Here is a 14,318-nt window from a genome sequence, read left to right on the forward strand (position 1 = left end):
GGCCATCAACGCAAAGGCGGCAGGTTATCTGCCGCCTTTTGACATTCTTCAAATATTGAAAATATCGTTCTTGAAATCGTTTTTTTCAGGAAGCTTTCTTAATGACATGCTCCACAAGCTGTACACCGTATTCTACCAATTTTGCGGTCAACCTTTCACCATCTTCAGCCGAGCACAAATGAGGATTCCCTTTCCCGACACCGTGCGTTGCTGTGCTGTCCCCTTCCAAGGGAATGGAAACCGGAACCCCGTTCAGATCAACCGTTCCAAAATCAACAACTTTTAAACCCCACGCTGTTTTTCCTGAAGCCGGCGTAATCAGGCGTTCTGGTTTGATGCACTCTGGTAGCAGATGCATACCGATACTGGTCAAAGGGTTGGCGCCATGGCCGCCAGATAAGGCCGCTTTTTCCTTCCCCATGATATGCGGCATTATTGTTGCAGCCACACGCCAGAGGTAAAAGCTGGGAATAATCACGCCACTTTTCCTCATAATGCTATGCGTCACATCATGAATCATGGTGCAATTTCCACCATGCCCGTTCAGAATAACAAGACGCGTCAAGCCATGGCGTAGCAGACTTTCAAGCATATCTGACAGGACAGCCTGAAGTGTGGTTTGAGAAAGAGCAATGCCACCGGGCATGTATCCAAAAAAATCTTCACCACCAAAGGGGAGAACCGGAGCAACATAAGTTTCATGCCCTGCCTGTGTCGCTTCCAGGGCAATACGTTCGGCTACCGCGTCCGCCAGAAGATAGTCGCCCATGGGCATATGCGGGCCCTGATCTTCAAAACTGCCGAGCGGCAAAAGAATAACAGGGTTCCGGACAACGGCTTCCCGCATTTCTGCCCCTGTCAGCCGGGCCATATGAACTGTCGCTTTGGTCATTTTTCGTCTCCGTGCAGAACCGTCTCTCAGATACAACACAAGGCGCACCAGAGCCTGATGCGCCTTGTCCCCGAAAAACTGGTTCTTGAAAATCACATGATTTTATTTAGCACTCTTTTTACGGGTTCTGATCAGCCTTCACAACAGGCAGCAGAATGGCCGTTGAGGCATTTCCTCCATGGTGAATGCTCTGAGTAGCAACCGTATAATCCTCGGCTTTGGCATCAAAAATGTTTGGCACAAACTTTTGAGGGTTACGGTCATACAACGGGAACCAGGAAGACTGGATCTGCACCATAATACGGTGGCCCTTGGCAAACACATGGTTTACTGCTGGCAACGTGAAATGATAATGCTGCGTGGTATTGGGCTGTATGGCTTCCGGTTTTTCAAAACTGGCACGATACCGGCCACGGAAAATATCCATCGAAACAGGCAGTTCATACCCACCCATTTTAGGATTATCCGGCGTAGCGGCTGGTTGAACATCTATCAACTTGACCACCCAATCTGAATCCGTGCCCGTTGTTGCCGCAAAAAGGTCTGCTACCGGCACGCCACTGACACGCACAGGCGCATCAAGTTCTTCTGTTTCATAAGTCAGCACATCAGGGCGGGATTCCGCTTCCCGCTGATCCTGCACCAGCCAGCTTTTCCAGCGCGGCCCCATGGAAAATGCAAATGGCCGAGCCAGAAAGGGAACAGGGTGTGCGGGGTCAGAGACATAGCTGTCTGCGTCATCCTTGTCTGGATGCGTAAAGCTCAGGCTATGCCCACTGGCCAGAAAAAGAGGGGTCAGTTTATTCGTGCATTCAGTTTCACAAACTGATGGCCAGGAACGATAATAATCCCATTTCTGGTCACCTGTATTGTAAATGATGGCATCGGGCAAATGCACGGATGCGCTGCCCGGCTTAAGATATTCATCAAAGAACGGACGGAACACATCTTTCCGATACTGGTGTGCGGTATCCCCCTCAAAAGACAGCGGGCCGAGTTCTGAACCATTGTAATTGACGCCACTATGCCGCCACGGCCCCATGACCAGCGTATTGGGGGCTTTGACATCTGCATCCTTCAAAGCCTGCCATGTATGAATGGCTCCCCACATATCTTCCTGATCCCACAGCCCTTGCTCCCACAACATGGGCACGGTGGTTTTTTTCTGGGCCAGAAGTTTATCCAGCGCCTGCCCCTGCCAGAAGGCATCATAAGCCGGGTGAGCATGCATCCGCTGCCAGAACGGATACTGGTCCAGCCCCGCCTGTGTTGCAAAGCTTCCGGCAGAGCCTGCCTTCAGAAAATTGGTATAATCGTCAGCATCTTTACGCGGAATGGAATCCCCGCTTCCTCTGACGGTCATCTGCGAGGTGAAGTAATCAAACGTGCCCTGCCGGAAAGCACCGTAATGGAACCAGTCATCCCCCATCCAGCCGTCCACCATCGGGCTTTCAGGTGCCGCGACTTTCAGCGCGGGATGTGGGGCCAGCAACGCCATAACAACCGTAAACCCTTCGTAGGATGATCCGGTCATCCCCACACGGCTATTGCTTTCCGAAACGTTATGCACCAGCCAGTCTATGGTGTCCCACGCATCCGTGGTTTCATCCGTTTTTGTGGGGTTCAGCGGGCCACGTGGCGGGCGGGTCATTACATAATCGCCCTCCGAACCATATTTCCCGCGAATATCCTGAAACACGCGGATATAGCCGCCTTCTACAAAGACATCATCCCCTTGCGGCAGCAGTTCCCGCATGGTCAGTGCATCTGGCGTACGGTTTGCCCGCTCTTTGGCGTTATAAGGCGTACGGGTCAGCAGAATGGGGGCATTCCGCACATTCTTGGGAATAACAATAACCGTATAAAGCTTCACGCCATCTCGCATTGGCACCATGGCAACACGCTTGATGTAATCGCGCTGCTGTTCGGCAACAGGGAAGGCAACTTTTGCTGGAATATCCGTGCCTGTCTGCACCGTGAGCGGATCAGATGGCGGTACAGAAGCTGGCGCCGGTGCTGCAAACGCTGTGCCGGAGAGAAGCCCGGCCAGAAGGCCCGATGCCACAAGACGTCCGCACCACGATGTGCGCTGTTCAGTTTTTCCAGATTTCAGGGGCAAGGAACACGATACCATGAGTCTGCACTTTGTTTTTGGGTCTATGCTTTTTCAAGCTGGTTCCCAAACGATGCGTCGATTTTCTTCGCACGTCCACCCTGTTTCAGGGGCAAAACCAAAAACGCATATGTGTTCCGGCTTACAGAGCCTCTAGGATGCCATCCATTATCGGAGTTCTGCGGTATGCCATAAAAAAAACCGGCCACAATGACCGGTTTTTCAAGAGTGTATGTCTTTCTCTCAGGCGTTTTTCAGGCCGGAGACACCTCTGCAAATGCCCAATCAAGCCAAGGCAGGAGAGCGCGCACATCACTGGCTTCCACCGTTGCGCCACCCCAGATCCGTAAGCCGGGCGGTGCATCGCGATAGCTGGCAATGTCAAACGCCACGCCTTCTTTTTCCAGCACTGCGGTCATTTTCTTGACCACCTTCATCTGATCGGCCCGTTCCAGCGCCAGAAACCACGGGGCCACAATGCGCAGACAGATGGAGGTTGAAGAACGCTCGGCCGGATTTTCTGCCAGAAAGGAAACCCAGTCTGTTCTGGCTTCCCATGCTGCCACTTCCGCCAGATTAGCCCGGCTGCGCGCTTTCAGTCCCTCAAGCCCGCCAACAGAAGCTGCCCATTTCAGGCTATCCAGCGCATCTTCCACACACAGCATGGAAGGTGTGTTGATGGTATCTCCCTTGAAGATCCCTTCAATCAGCGCGCCCTTGGCCATAAGGCGGAAAATCTTGGGCAGAGGCCGTGATGTCTGAAACTGCTCCAGCCGTTCCACAGCACGGGGTGAGAGGGCGAGCATCCCATGGGCTGCCTCACCGCCAAGCGCTTTCTGCCAGGACCACGTCACCACATCCAGCCTGTCCCACGGCAAATCCATGGCGAAGGCGGCAGATGTGGCATCACAGATCACAAGCCCGTCATGTTCCGCCGGAATCACATCAGGAGACGGCAAGCAGACACCTGACGTTGTGCCATTCCAGGCCAGGACAACATCATGCGCCCAATTGACGTCCGACAGCGCAGGCAGCGCGCCATAGTCCGCCTTGAGCACACGCGCATTCTCCAGCTTCAACTGGGAGACAATATCCTGCGCCCAAAGGGAAGAGAAACTCTCAAATGCCAGGACATCAACCGGACGCGGCCCCAGCAGAGACCACAGCGCCATTTCTACAGCGCCCGTATCAGAAGCAGGAACAATACCGATCCGCCAGCCTTCTGGTACGCCCAGTATGGTGCGGGAGCGTTCTATCACATCCCCCAGCCGCGCACGGCCTTCTGCCGAGCGATGAGAACGGCCTGTCAGCGCGCCAGAAAGAGCAGATACGCTCCACCCCGGCCGCTTTGCACATGGGCCGGAGGAAAAGCACGGATTAGCGGGGCGCGTAGCCGGACGAGAGGAAACTACGGAATCTAAAACGGTCATCGCCCTGTCCGGTCTTGGGAAGTGAGACAAGCTCTGGTGCGAGAGAGGGGACTCGAACCCCTATGCCTTGCGGCGGTCGATTTTGAGCCGACTACGTCTACCGTTCCGTCACTCTCGCGGCTGGGTCTTTCCTATCAGCAAAACGCTGCGTCGAAAAGTCTGCTTCACGCAATTAAAGCGCTCACAGCGCAGCCCGAACTCCTACGGCTGCATCAGCGGCAGACGCGGGGTGTGCCATCTGCGGCAATATAAGTGCCGGTTTGTGGATTGAAGCACGCATTCTGCACGCAACTGTTTCCGGACCCGAGCGGCTGCGGGTAATTCTGCGTTGCCGCGGCAATGGCCTCCCGCGCAGCCACGCCACACAAGGGCGTATTGGCCGGAGCGGAGGGATCATTCGTCAGTTTGCTTTCATCCGGGTGGGGGGCATCTGACACCATACCCGGCGCAAAACTCTGTGACGGTATGCGGGAAGCAGTATGCTGCGGCTGGGCCGCACACCCTGCCAGCAAAGCCAGAACCAGACAGCCCGTGGCACGGGTCATAAAACGGATGGACATGCGCTCTTCCCTTACACTCAGGTCGGGCCTTGCAGCCCCGTTTCTCTTTGTGCCGTGATACTCTTAAACCGCCTCAAACTCCAAGGCCCGCACGTGGCCTTACAGGTCAAGAAGCCCCTGCGCGCGTTCACCGCCTTTCCTGCGGCCAATCACGGCATCCTGGCTTCCATCCCCAAAAGTAAGTGTCACCTGCTCGCCTGTTTTCAGGGCCCGAGCCGATGTAACGGGCTGCCCCTCCGCCGTAACCAGCGCATAGCCTCGCGCAAGAACCGCCTTGGGGGAGACTGCTTCCAACTGCCCGCCTGAGCCTGCCAGCGCCACCCGCCGCTCCCGCACCAGTGCGGCAAGCGGAGCAGGGGAAAGCCGCACCCGGCCCAGCCGCGCTTCCTTACCCTGCAGACCGTGCCGCAACCCATTGAGAAGACCATTTCCCAACAGGGCCAATTGGGTCCGCCGGGCAGACAGCAATGTCTCTACCGAAGGCATATGTCGCTCAATCGCTACAAGCGCGGCCCGCTGTTTCTGCACAAACCCCGGCAACGCGACATCCAGCCTGCGCCCCCGATCATCAAGCTGCATGCGGGCTGTTTGCAGCAGGGCTGGGAGGTCGGGCAGCGCTGCCGCCGCACGGTCCAACCGCAACCGCGCCGTCTGCATTTGCCGAGAAAGAGCCCCCAACGCACGCGCACCACGGTGTTCAAGGTCTGCCAGTAGTTCGGTACGAACGGGCACAGCCATTTCGGCAGCGGCAGTGGGGGTGGGGGCCCGCCGGTCCGCCGCAAAATCAATCAGGGTGGTGTCCGTCTCATGCCCCACGGCGGAGATAAGTGGAATGGTGCAGGCCGCTGCCGCGCGCACCACGCCTTCATCATTGAAGGCCATCAGGTCTTCCAGCGAGCCACCACCACGCGCCACAATCAACACATCCGGGCGCGGCACCGGACCTGTACCATCCAACTGAGAAAAACCGTTTATGGCGGCTGTCACCTGCGCAGCGGCACCTTCACCCTGCACAGCCACCGGCCACACCAGCAACTGGCGCGGAAAACGGCGGGCCAATGTGGTCCGGATATCATGCAGCACCGCTCCCTGCGCGGAGGTCACAACCCCGATCACCTGCGGCAGAAGCGGAAAACGACGTTTGCGCTCAGCATCAAACAGCCCTTCTTCCGCCAGTTTCAGGCGCAGGCGTTCAATACGGGCCAGCAACGCGCCTTCACCCGCATATTCCATGCGTTCCACAACAAGCTGGTAGCTTGAGCGTTCGCCATAGGCGGAAATCTTGCCGGTTGCGATAATTTCCAGCCCGTTTTCCGGCACCAGCCCAAGGCGGGAGACAGACCCTCGCCAGACCACACCCGCAATCTTGCCGCGTTCATCCTTGAGAGAGAAATAGACATGGCCGGAGGGATAACGTTTGAACTCCGTTATCTCCCCACGTACCCGCACGCGGCCGAATGTGCCCTCAAGCGTGCGCCTGATGGCCCCCGAAATTTCTGAAACGGTATATTCCGGCACATTCCCTGCGGGTGCGCCTGCTGCAAAGCCTTCGTCCATAAGCGCAATCTATGCTACAGACGCTCGCCCTGAAAGAGCAGACCTTACATGCGGGAGAAAACAATGCGGGTATTACTGGTTGGATCAGGCGGACGGGAACATGCACTGGCCGCAACACTTGCCCGCTCACCGCACCTGACAGCCCTGTTCATTGCGCCCGGTAATCCCGGCACAGCCAAACATGGCGTGAATGTTGCCATTGGGGCAGAAAACGTGCCGGCGCTGATCACCTTTGCCAAGGAACAGGCCATTGACCTGATTGTGCCTGGCCCGGAAGCCCCGCTTGTGGCCGGTCTGGCAGATGCCTGCGCCAAGGCCGAAATCGCCTGCGCCGGTCCCACCCGCGCCGCTGCCCGACTGGAAGGCAGCAAAAGCTTCACCAAGGAAATCTGCTACGCTGCGGGTATTCCCACCGCACAGGGCGAACGCTTTACCAGCGTGGATGCCGCACTGACCTACATACAGGAGCGCGGTGCGCCCATCGTTGTCAAAGCGGATGGTCTGGCAGCAGGCAAGGGCGTTGTTGTGGCCCAGACACTTGCCGAAGCGGAAGACGCCGTGCGCGAGATGATGACACAGGGCAGCATGGGCGATGCCGGACGCAGCGTGGTGATTGAAGACTGCCTGGTGGGAGAAGAAGTCTCGCTGTTCGCGTTCTGCTCGGGAGAAACCGCAACCCTCATTGGCGCGGCGCAGGACCATAAGCGTATTGGCGATGGAGATACCGGCCCCAATACGGGCGGCATGGGGGCCGTTTCCCCTCCGCGTGGGTTTGACCGGGCGGCGCAGGAACAGGCGCTGGATGTCATGGTCCGCCCCATGCTGAAGGAAATGGTACGCCGGGGCACCCCTTTCCGGGGTGTGATTTTTGCCGGGCTGATGCTGACAGATGCAGGCCCGCAACTGATCGAATATAACGTGCGTTTTGGAGACCCCGAAGCTCAGGCCCTGTTGCTCCGCCTGACCTCCGATCTTCTGCCTGCCCTGAAAGCTCTGGCAGATGGCCAGCTTGATGCCACGCCCATCACTTTTTCCGATCAGGCGTCCATCAGCGTTGTAATGGCAGCGCAAGGCTATCCCGGCAAAGCCCTTACCGGGGCCGTTATCTCTGGCATCGCGGATGCCAATGCCCTGAAAGATGTAACGGTTTTTCAGGCTGGCACAGCAAAAAATGCGGCAGGAGAACTGGTTGTTGCCGGTGGGCGCGTTTTGTCCGTCTGTGCTGTCGGCAACACGGTGCAGGAAGCACGAGACAAAGCCTATGCAGGTGTCAAAGCCATTTCATGGGACGGCGCACAATGGCGCACAGATATTGGCGCTCGCGCACTCTGACCCCTTTTGACCGGCGCACAAAAGTTGCGCCGGGTTTTACAAAACTGACCCAGTTGCTCCCAGACCGGGATAACTGGTGTCTGCATGCATAAAGCTGAATCCGTCTTTCTGATCAGAGGTCATACTTGAGCCGCTTTACCGGCAAGCAATCATGAACAACGGCTCAGAAGAGACAACAGACCAATAACGATGACAAGACGCGTCCTCCTCTTTGTTGAAAAGAGAAGAGGCCGCATACACAACAGAAGTTCTGATCATCATGACACCGGGCACGATGCCGTCGTCACCATACGATCGAAAGAGCCTGCCCGGCGCAGGCTTCTTTGCATGCGCATCAAAACACGATTTCGATCTGCTCGGAATCTATCCCGGTGCTTCAGTCATCTAGGCGTTTAGACAGCACCAGCGCATCCGATCCGTCCGGATAATAAGACCGGCGCAGCCCTGCTTTTGCAAAACCCGCATTTTCGTACAATGTTTTTGCGCCTGCATTCAGAACCGAGACTTCCAGAAACATCTGCTCAACCTGATCTGTCTGCGCTGTCAACATAGCCCACGCCAGCAAGGCCTGTGCAACGCCCTGCCGCCGGAAGAAAGGCACCACGCACAGGGTCAGAATTTCAGCTTCTCCCGCAACACACCGGATCATGATGAAGCCAGCAGGTGTGCCATCCTTCACCCCGACTGCCGCAGCCACGCTGGACGAAGACAGCAGGCTCTGCATGGCATCTTCATCCCACTGATCAGCCGGAGGAAAACTGGCGGCATGCAGGGCCGCCAAAAGCCCGCCATGGGGTGCTGAAACCGGCAGGATCTCCAAAGAGGTTCCGTTGGCCGCGCTCGCGCCGACGCCGGGCATCAGACCGGAGCCGAGCGTAAACCCGCAGCAGGCAATTTAGCCTCCGGAGGGTCCACATAGAGGGGTAACGCCTCCCGAGGGCCAAGTTCCCCTTTCTGACGAGCCAACGTGGCAGCGGCAATCTGCTCTGCTGTGGGAGTTGCACTCTCGGACATTACCGTGCCTGCTGGCATAGGGAGGGACGTCGCTGCATCACCAGCCACCAGCCAGCGGCCTTCAGGCGGTTGCCAATCCGCCAACACCACGGCCTGCACGCCTGCCACAGTTTCCACAAACACGCGGCCTTTACGCGCAGCCGTTACCAGTAGCCAGCCTTGCAGGCCGTCAGCCTTCTTTACTTCCGTATCAAGAACAGACCGGAGAGCTTCGCCCCGCGTAACGCCAACAACAGGCACGCCAAGCCCCAACGCATATCCCGCCGCTGTGGCACAGGAAGCCCGCAACCCCGTAAAAGACCCGGGACCAACCACGACCGCTACCAGTTGTGGCTGCAAGGGTGCGCCAGCCTGCCAGCCTGCCTGTGCAAGAGCCTGCCCAGCCAGTAGCCCGATACCTTCCGCCGCCTGTTTGCCTGCCGCTTTCTGCTGGGCAATCAGGGCATACGCGCCCTCGCTCTCTACCGAGACACACGCTGCAAGACCGCATGCAGCATCCCCCGCCGCACTGCCATCCAGAACCAGAATACGTGAAATCATGCTCACAGCAGACGACAGGCTTCTTCAAACGCCAGACGTGGCGCGCGGGGGGGCAGGTTTTCCGTGTCCCCATACCCAAGACACAACAGGAAGTTAGCGCGCCATCCGGTATCCGCCAGAAAGGCGTCCTCCACCAAAGAGGCATCAAAACCGGAAACCGGCAGTACATCCAGCCCCAGCGCACGAGCCGCCATAATCATGTAGCCACCTTGCAAGGTGCCATTCCGGAAGGCTGTTTCTTCCGCCAGCCCCACATCCGCAGCAAACCAGGAGCGCAGTTCCTCGCTGGGACAAAGACGGGGAAGTTGATCAAAAAACAGGGGATCGTGCGCCACAATGGTAATCACGGGCGCACCCATGACGCGATTGACATTCCCGGAGGAAAGCGCGGGCCGCAGCTTTTCCCGTCCGTCAGACCCGGTAATGAACACAAAGCGGGCCGGACTACAGTTGCCGGATGTTGGCCCCAGACTGACCAGATCATAAAGGCGGCGCAGAACATCCGTCTCGACCGGCCGGGCCATCCACCGCCGAGGCGTACGCGCCTTTTGGAAAAGAATATCCAGCCCGCTTTCATCCAGCATCTCTGTTCCGTCTCCACATCCCTACCGATGCAGGGGTTTCAGTTTCTGCTCTCTTTTAGGTCAGAGGCGTGCAGACGGAAAGATGGAAGCGCTTTTCAGCCCTCCACCTGCTCTACGCCGACAACTTCCGGCACATAATGGCGCAGCATGTTTTCCACGCCGTGCTTCAATGTTGCACGAGAAGACGGACACCCGGAACAGGCCCCCTGCATGGTCAGACGCACCACGCCATCCCGGTATCCACGGAAGACAATATCACCACCATCTCCCGCCACAGCCGGGCGCACGCGCGTATCAAGCAGTTCCTTGATCTGTTCGACAATTTCCTTGTCTTCCGGGGCAATGGGTTCTTCCGTAATGCCCACGCCTTCCGCCACAACAGGGAAACCAGCTACAAAATGGTCCACCAGTGCTGCCAGCACCTTGGCACGCACATCAGACCAGTCCTCACTATCGGCCTTGGTGATGGACACAAAATCATTGCCCAGAAACACACGGGAGACGCCGGGGATAGCGAACAATGCATCCGCCAGAGGAGAGCGCCCGGCCACAGAGTCGGCATCAATGAAATCAATGGTGCCTGCATCGCCCATCACGGGGCGGCCTGGAAGAAATTTGAGCGTCGCGGGATTAGGAGTGTCTTCAGTTTCAATAAACATGGGAAGGGGTCCTGATTTCTCTGCTGAGTCCGTTTCTTCTCATCAGTTGGCACCAGAATGGGGACAGGACAAGTCCTGTATAAAAGAAAAAACCGCGTTCTGGCGTACCGTGTCACACTGCGGGGCCTTCACATGCCCCAAAAGCACCAGAAGAGCCTTCGCTAAAGACTGGACGCAGCCATGCACCCTCACCAAAGGCTCACCCCTCAGGCACCGAACTTTTTGTAGCACGGGAGGAAGCGTAGTCCCGTTCGGCCTGAATTTCCATCAGTTTGCGCCGCAGTGCGGGGTCATGCGCATAAATATATAGCCCATGCACGGCACGCGTCATAAGCACATTCATGGCATTAAGCATGATCCGTTCCTTCACGCTCTCCGGATCAGTCAGACCGTCCCGCCCCGCAAAAGCAGCCCCATCTTCATACTTGCTGATGTCAATACGGATGCCATCTGTGGCGGCATCATACAGAACGGACGGACCCAGAATGAGACCGACATAATTCAGATCAAACCCCTGAACCGTATAAACCGACCCCACTTCATCTATCGTGTCGGGCCGTTCAGCCCAGGGAAGTTTTTCATCCGGTTTGGAACGATCCCATCGAAGATAAAACCGACCTTCCTGAATAAAGTGATCCTGCCCATCCAGCCGGTAGGGGTAATCATATGTTGCGAGCATACGAGAAAGCCCATACTCCGCGTTCCTGCTGCACAGAAAATCGTACAGACTCTGGGCATCATCAAAAAACCTGAAATCGAAAGTCTGTTTCGCAGGCATAGGCTGAATGATTTTATGGCAGAAGGCGCTTATCCAGTCCTGAACGTCCGCATGTGCCTGCACCCGGAACTGCTGCGTCAGGTGGTAAGTCTGCACAGGGTAAGAACCAACCAGTTTTTGCAGTAGCTCACGGTTCCAACAACTTTTAAATTTCAGAACCTGTTTTTCATCAAAAACAATAACCGTAATACGGGAAAGCTGGATAAGTTCTTCCAGATGGTTATCCTGCTCAAAATGATTGTATTTATCACTCCGGGTCAACAGCAGATGAGCTTCATCAATAAACAGGATATCCGCGGTCTTTCCTGCCTTCCGCATTCTATTGATAAAAGTTGTTGGCCGCTCAAAATCTTTTTTCTTCAAATATGAAAACTGTTCAGATATATTCTTATAAAGTTTCATCATTTCAGGATGATTGACCACAAGATAATTCTGCATTCCGTAAAAAGGGCTCTTTTTTTCCTTCTGCCGGGATAGCAACTGAATTTCATTAAAAATAGAATTCAAAACAATACTTTTCCCAGTTCCTGCATCACCTTCTATTAAAAACATAGCATGCTCATCTTGCCGATGCGCGAGGCAGAAGGCTCGAATGGCCTGTTTCAGGTCATTCTGCTGGGGAGAGAGCACCTTGGTAGGGGAGAGCTTATCGATCGCCTCATTTTTCACGCTGTGAAATCCCTGTTCCATGGTGTGCTCTCCTTCAGTGTCTGAAGGGATACTGATATAACACATACCACTATCCCTTATTTTTTTATTCCTTATGGTCTGTTACGGATATTTTTCCACTCAAAGGGGAAAGAATAGCCCCAAGACCATCCATTTTTCCCTCCAGATGCGGATAGCGCAACCCACCATGATAGGTGATGGAAACGGTATGGAAGCTATCCCCATCCCGCAACAGCAGAGTAATGGGTGCGGCACTCTTGGCCTTGGCGGCTGTGATCGCGTCCTTCAGATCATCCGCATCATAGACCTCACCATTCACGGCAACAAGTTCCTGATCCCGGGTTATCCCGGCTTGCCAGGCAGGACTACCCCACAGAACCTCTGAGATGACTCCTTTCTTACCGACAGCAAAGCCCAGAGAGAACAGAAAATCCGTTACATGACGTAGTGTGGAATAAGATTCGATATAGTCCGACGGCTTTTCCGTAAATGTCAGACGTGCGCCCGTGCGGGAAAAACCATCGAGCGGCGCATGATCACGAATATCCTGCACACGCTGATGCAGGAACGTTGCCCAGTCATACGGTTGAACGGCATTGAGGGCTTTCACCACATCATCAAACTGATAGGTGCTGGTGACGAAACTTCCGTTATTAGTTGCAAAAAAAGTATCCGCAAAATCATTCAAAGATTTTTTATTGTCAGACAACTTGCGAATGAGCGTATCTGCATCCAACCAGATCAACTGCCCTTCAGAATAATAATCTTCACTGCGTGACCAGCTTCTCCAGGATTGCGGGGCACGCTGGGCAATAACCGGATCATTGGTGGTATCAATCAGCGGGCGCCACATGCGGCCCTGTCTGCCATCATACACGGCGGCAACCTCGGCCAGAGCATCCTCCACTTGTGGGGCCGTCATCAATCCGGCGCGCGCTGCCAGCACATATCCCCAATACTGGGTTTGCCCTTCATAAACCCAAAGTCCGCTTCCCCGCTGAGGGGTATTGAAATTGGCGGCCCATAAATCTGCCGGGCGGCGATATTTGCCGTTCCAGGAATGAGTAAATTCATGAGCTAGCAGATCACGCGCGGCAAATGTTTTATCCCACTTGGTAAAATACCCTCTGGGACCACTATTTTCACTGGATTGATGATGCTCCAACCCAATACCACCCAACTTGTCTGTCAGCGCCAGAAGGAAATCATAATGGTCATAATGATGCGAGCCAAACAGCAGATTGGCCTGATGCACCAATTCCCTGTGCGCCTTGATCTGGTCATCCGTTGCTGCCAGATCCTCCGGACGATCTGCCATGACATTTAATGTCACCGGCACTTTATCATCCTGTGTCAGATCAAATTTCTTGAAATATTTACCTGAAAAAATAGGAGAATCGACAAGAGTATTAAAGGAAACTGTTTTGAACGTAACAGTATGTCCGCTTTGGGCACCATCCGATCGTAGCGCCGTGCCATAAGACCAGCCAGCCGGAAACACCACTTGCGGTTTGAACTGGATCTGGCGCGTGAAGTAACCTGCCGGGTATAGAGAGACCGCAGACCATTGCACATTCACCATAGCGTCCGTCATCACCACGCGGCCCTCCTTGGGAGAAACCGGCGTCAACAACTGATAGGAGACATCAAGCTGGTGCGTGCCCTTGGGAACCTGAACATGAAATGCGCTAACGGTTACCGTATCGCGCACCCACGGAATCTGCTTCCCTCCAGCACTTATTTTCAACCCTGCAAGCTGGTCTAGCGTACCTGTGGGAGAATGGTCTCCGGGCAACCACATCGGATAAAGCAATATAAAATCACCACCTTTTTCCGACACATCAGGAGGAAGAGGTATGGTTTCCTGCATGGTCAGAATATGACGTTGCAGGTCCGTTGCATTCACATTCAGGGTAATTGTGCCACCATAAGACACATCCCGTGCTGTCGGCAGGGCTGGAGGGAGGGGCAGAGGTTGGGGCTGACCCGAAACCTCTGCCGCATGGGCTTTGGCTTGTAGAGGCCCAGAAGCGCCGATTATCCCTGCTGCCCCCATGAGTATGGCAGATGAAAGAAAATAAGATCTTAAAGACATGGAAAAACGTGTCTCCTTCTGATGCGGCCTTCTTGCGTTGGCCCAACAACAAAACGGCCGCATGTTTAACGTAAGAGTGTTGAAGCACTCACAGT

Annotated in this window: 12 protein-coding genes and 1 tRNA gene; 1 reads left to right on the forward strand and 12 read right to left on the reverse strand. The window is 55.3% G+C overall.

From position 1 onward, the window contains the following. Positions 1-85: 85 nt before the first annotated feature. The 6 genes from QWU00_RS07355 to xseA all read right to left on the reverse strand — a co-directional run bounded on the left by QWU00_RS07355 (position 86) and on the right by xseA (position 6,552). Entirely contained in the window at positions 86-892 is an 807-nt protein-coding gene (locus QWU00_RS07355) for a creatininase family protein (RefSeq protein ID WP_035378987.1), read from the reverse strand. A 118-nt stretch (positions 893-1,010) separates the two neighbouring features. Beyond that, the gene (locus tag QWU00_RS07360; protein ID WP_035378989.1) at positions 1,011-2,957 is read right to left on the reverse strand and encodes a CocE/NonD family hydrolase; all 1,947 of its coding nucleotides are present in this window, start codon (positions 2,955-2,957) and stop codon (positions 1,011-1,013) included. Between the two features lie 302 nt (positions 2,958-3,259). After that, a complete protein-coding gene (locus tag QWU00_RS07365; protein WP_035378929.1) occupies positions 3,260-4,435 on the reverse strand; it encodes a phosphoserine transaminase in 1,176 nt (391 codons plus the stop codon). A 34-nt stretch (positions 4,436-4,469) separates the two neighbouring features. Beyond that, positions 4,470-4,553, reverse strand: a tRNA-Leu gene (locus tag QWU00_RS07370). A 94-nt stretch (positions 4,554-4,647) separates the two neighbouring features. Further along, positions 4,648-4,995 (reverse strand): hypothetical protein, encoded by a 348-nt coding sequence (locus tag QWU00_RS07375; protein ID WP_035378931.1) that lies wholly within the window; start codon positions 4,993-4,995, stop codon positions 4,648-4,650. 99 nt (positions 4,996-5,094) lie between these two features. After that, a complete protein-coding gene (gene xseA / locus QWU00_RS07380) occupies positions 5,095-6,552 on the reverse strand; it encodes an exodeoxyribonuclease VII large subunit (protein WP_035378933.1) in 1,458 nt (485 codons plus the stop codon). Between the two features lie 48 nt (positions 6,553-6,600). Here xseA and purD point away from each other — a divergent pair, with 48 nt between their 5' ends. Further along, positions 6,601-7,884: a phosphoribosylamine--glycine ligase gene (purD, locus tag QWU00_RS07385; protein ID WP_187668515.1), complete on the forward strand. Its 1,284-nt coding sequence runs from the start codon at positions 6,601-6,603 to the stop codon at positions 7,882-7,884. 376 nt (positions 7,885-8,260) lie between these two features. Here the strand turns inward: purD and rimI are convergent, their stop codons facing one another. From rimI to QWU00_RS07415, 6 genes are all read right to left on the reverse strand, one after another. After that, positions 8,261-8,743, reverse strand: coding sequence for a ribosomal protein S18-alanine N-acetyltransferase (rimI, locus tag QWU00_RS07390; protein ID WP_035378934.1), 483 nt, complete (start codon positions 8,741-8,743; stop codon positions 8,261-8,263). Then, on the reverse strand, positions 8,743-9,438 hold the full coding sequence (gene tsaB / locus QWU00_RS07395; protein ID WP_035378935.1) for a tRNA (adenosine(37)-N6)-threonylcarbamoyltransferase complex dimerization subunit type 1 TsaB: 696 nt from the start codon (positions 9,436-9,438) through the stop codon (positions 8,743-8,745). Before tsaB ends, rimI begins: the two co-directional genes overlap by 1 nt. Positions 9,439-9,440: 2 nt before the next feature. Further along, positions 9,441-10,022 carry a malonic semialdehyde reductase gene (locus tag QWU00_RS07400; RefSeq protein ID WP_006557835.1) on the reverse strand — a complete coding sequence of 194 codons (582 nt, stop codon included), beginning with the start codon at positions 10,020-10,022 and terminating at the stop codon, positions 9,441-9,443. Between the two features lie 95 nt (positions 10,023-10,117). Beyond that, the gene (locus QWU00_RS07405; protein ID WP_006557834.1) at positions 10,118-10,681 is read right to left on the reverse strand and encodes a NifU family protein; all 564 of its coding nucleotides are present in this window, start codon (positions 10,679-10,681) and stop codon (positions 10,118-10,120) included. A gap of 199 nt (positions 10,682-10,880) precedes the next feature. Beyond that, a complete protein-coding gene (locus QWU00_RS07410) occupies positions 10,881-12,149 on the reverse strand; it encodes a DUF2075 domain-containing protein (RefSeq protein WP_035378936.1) in 1,269 nt (422 codons plus the stop codon). A gap of 64 nt (positions 12,150-12,213) precedes the next feature. Continuing rightward, complete coding sequence (locus tag QWU00_RS07415) at positions 12,214-14,223, reverse strand: M61 family metallopeptidase (RefSeq protein WP_231551630.1); 2,010 nt, start codon at positions 14,221-14,223, stop codon at positions 12,214-12,216. Between the last annotated feature and the right edge of the window lie 95 nt (positions 14,224-14,318).

The organism is Acetobacter tropicalis (assembly GCF_030644465.1).
Lineage (GTDB): Bacteria > Pseudomonadota > Alphaproteobacteria > Acetobacterales > Acetobacteraceae > Acetobacter > Acetobacter tropicalis.

Excerpts from the sequence above, each read along its gene's own strand:
- rimI (WP_035378934.1), bottom strand. The coding sequence starts at position 8,743 with ATGCCCGGCGTCGGCGCGAGCGCGGCCAACGGAACCTCTTTGGAGATC.
- purD (WP_187668515.1), top strand. The coding sequence starts at position 6,601 with ATGCGGGAGAAAACAATGCGGGTATTACTGGTTGGATCAGGCGGACGG.
- QWU00_RS07405 (WP_006557834.1), bottom strand. The coding sequence starts at position 10,681 with ATGTTTATTGAAACTGAAGACACTCCTAATCCCGCGACGCTCAAATTT.
- QWU00_RS07355 (WP_035378987.1), bottom strand. The coding sequence starts at position 892 with ATGACCAAAGCGACAGTTCATATGGCCCGGCTGACAGGGGCAGAAATG.
- QWU00_RS07415 (WP_231551630.1), bottom strand. The coding sequence starts at position 14,223 with ATGTCTTTAAGATCTTATTTTCTTTCATCTGCCATACTCATGGGGGCA.
- xseA (WP_035378933.1), bottom strand. The coding sequence starts at position 6,552 with ATGGACGAAGGCTTTGCAGCAGGCGCACCCGCAGGGAATGTGCCGGAA.
- QWU00_RS07365 (WP_035378929.1), bottom strand. The coding sequence starts at position 4,435 with ATGACCGTTTTAGATTCCGTAGTTTCCTCTCGTCCGGCTACGCGCCCC.
- QWU00_RS07375 (WP_035378931.1), bottom strand. The coding sequence starts at position 4,995 with ATGTCCATCCGTTTTATGACCCGTGCCACGGGCTGTCTGGTTCTGGCT.
- tsaB (WP_035378935.1), bottom strand. The coding sequence starts at position 9,438 with ATGATTTCACGTATTCTGGTTCTGGATGGCAGTGCGGCGGGGGATGCT.
- QWU00_RS07410 (WP_035378936.1), bottom strand. The coding sequence starts at position 12,149 with ATGGAACAGGGATTTCACAGCGTGAAAAATGAGGCGATCGATAAGCTC.
- QWU00_RS07400 (WP_006557835.1), bottom strand. The coding sequence starts at position 10,022 with ATGCTGGATGAAAGCGGGCTGGATATTCTTTTCCAAAAGGCGCGTACG.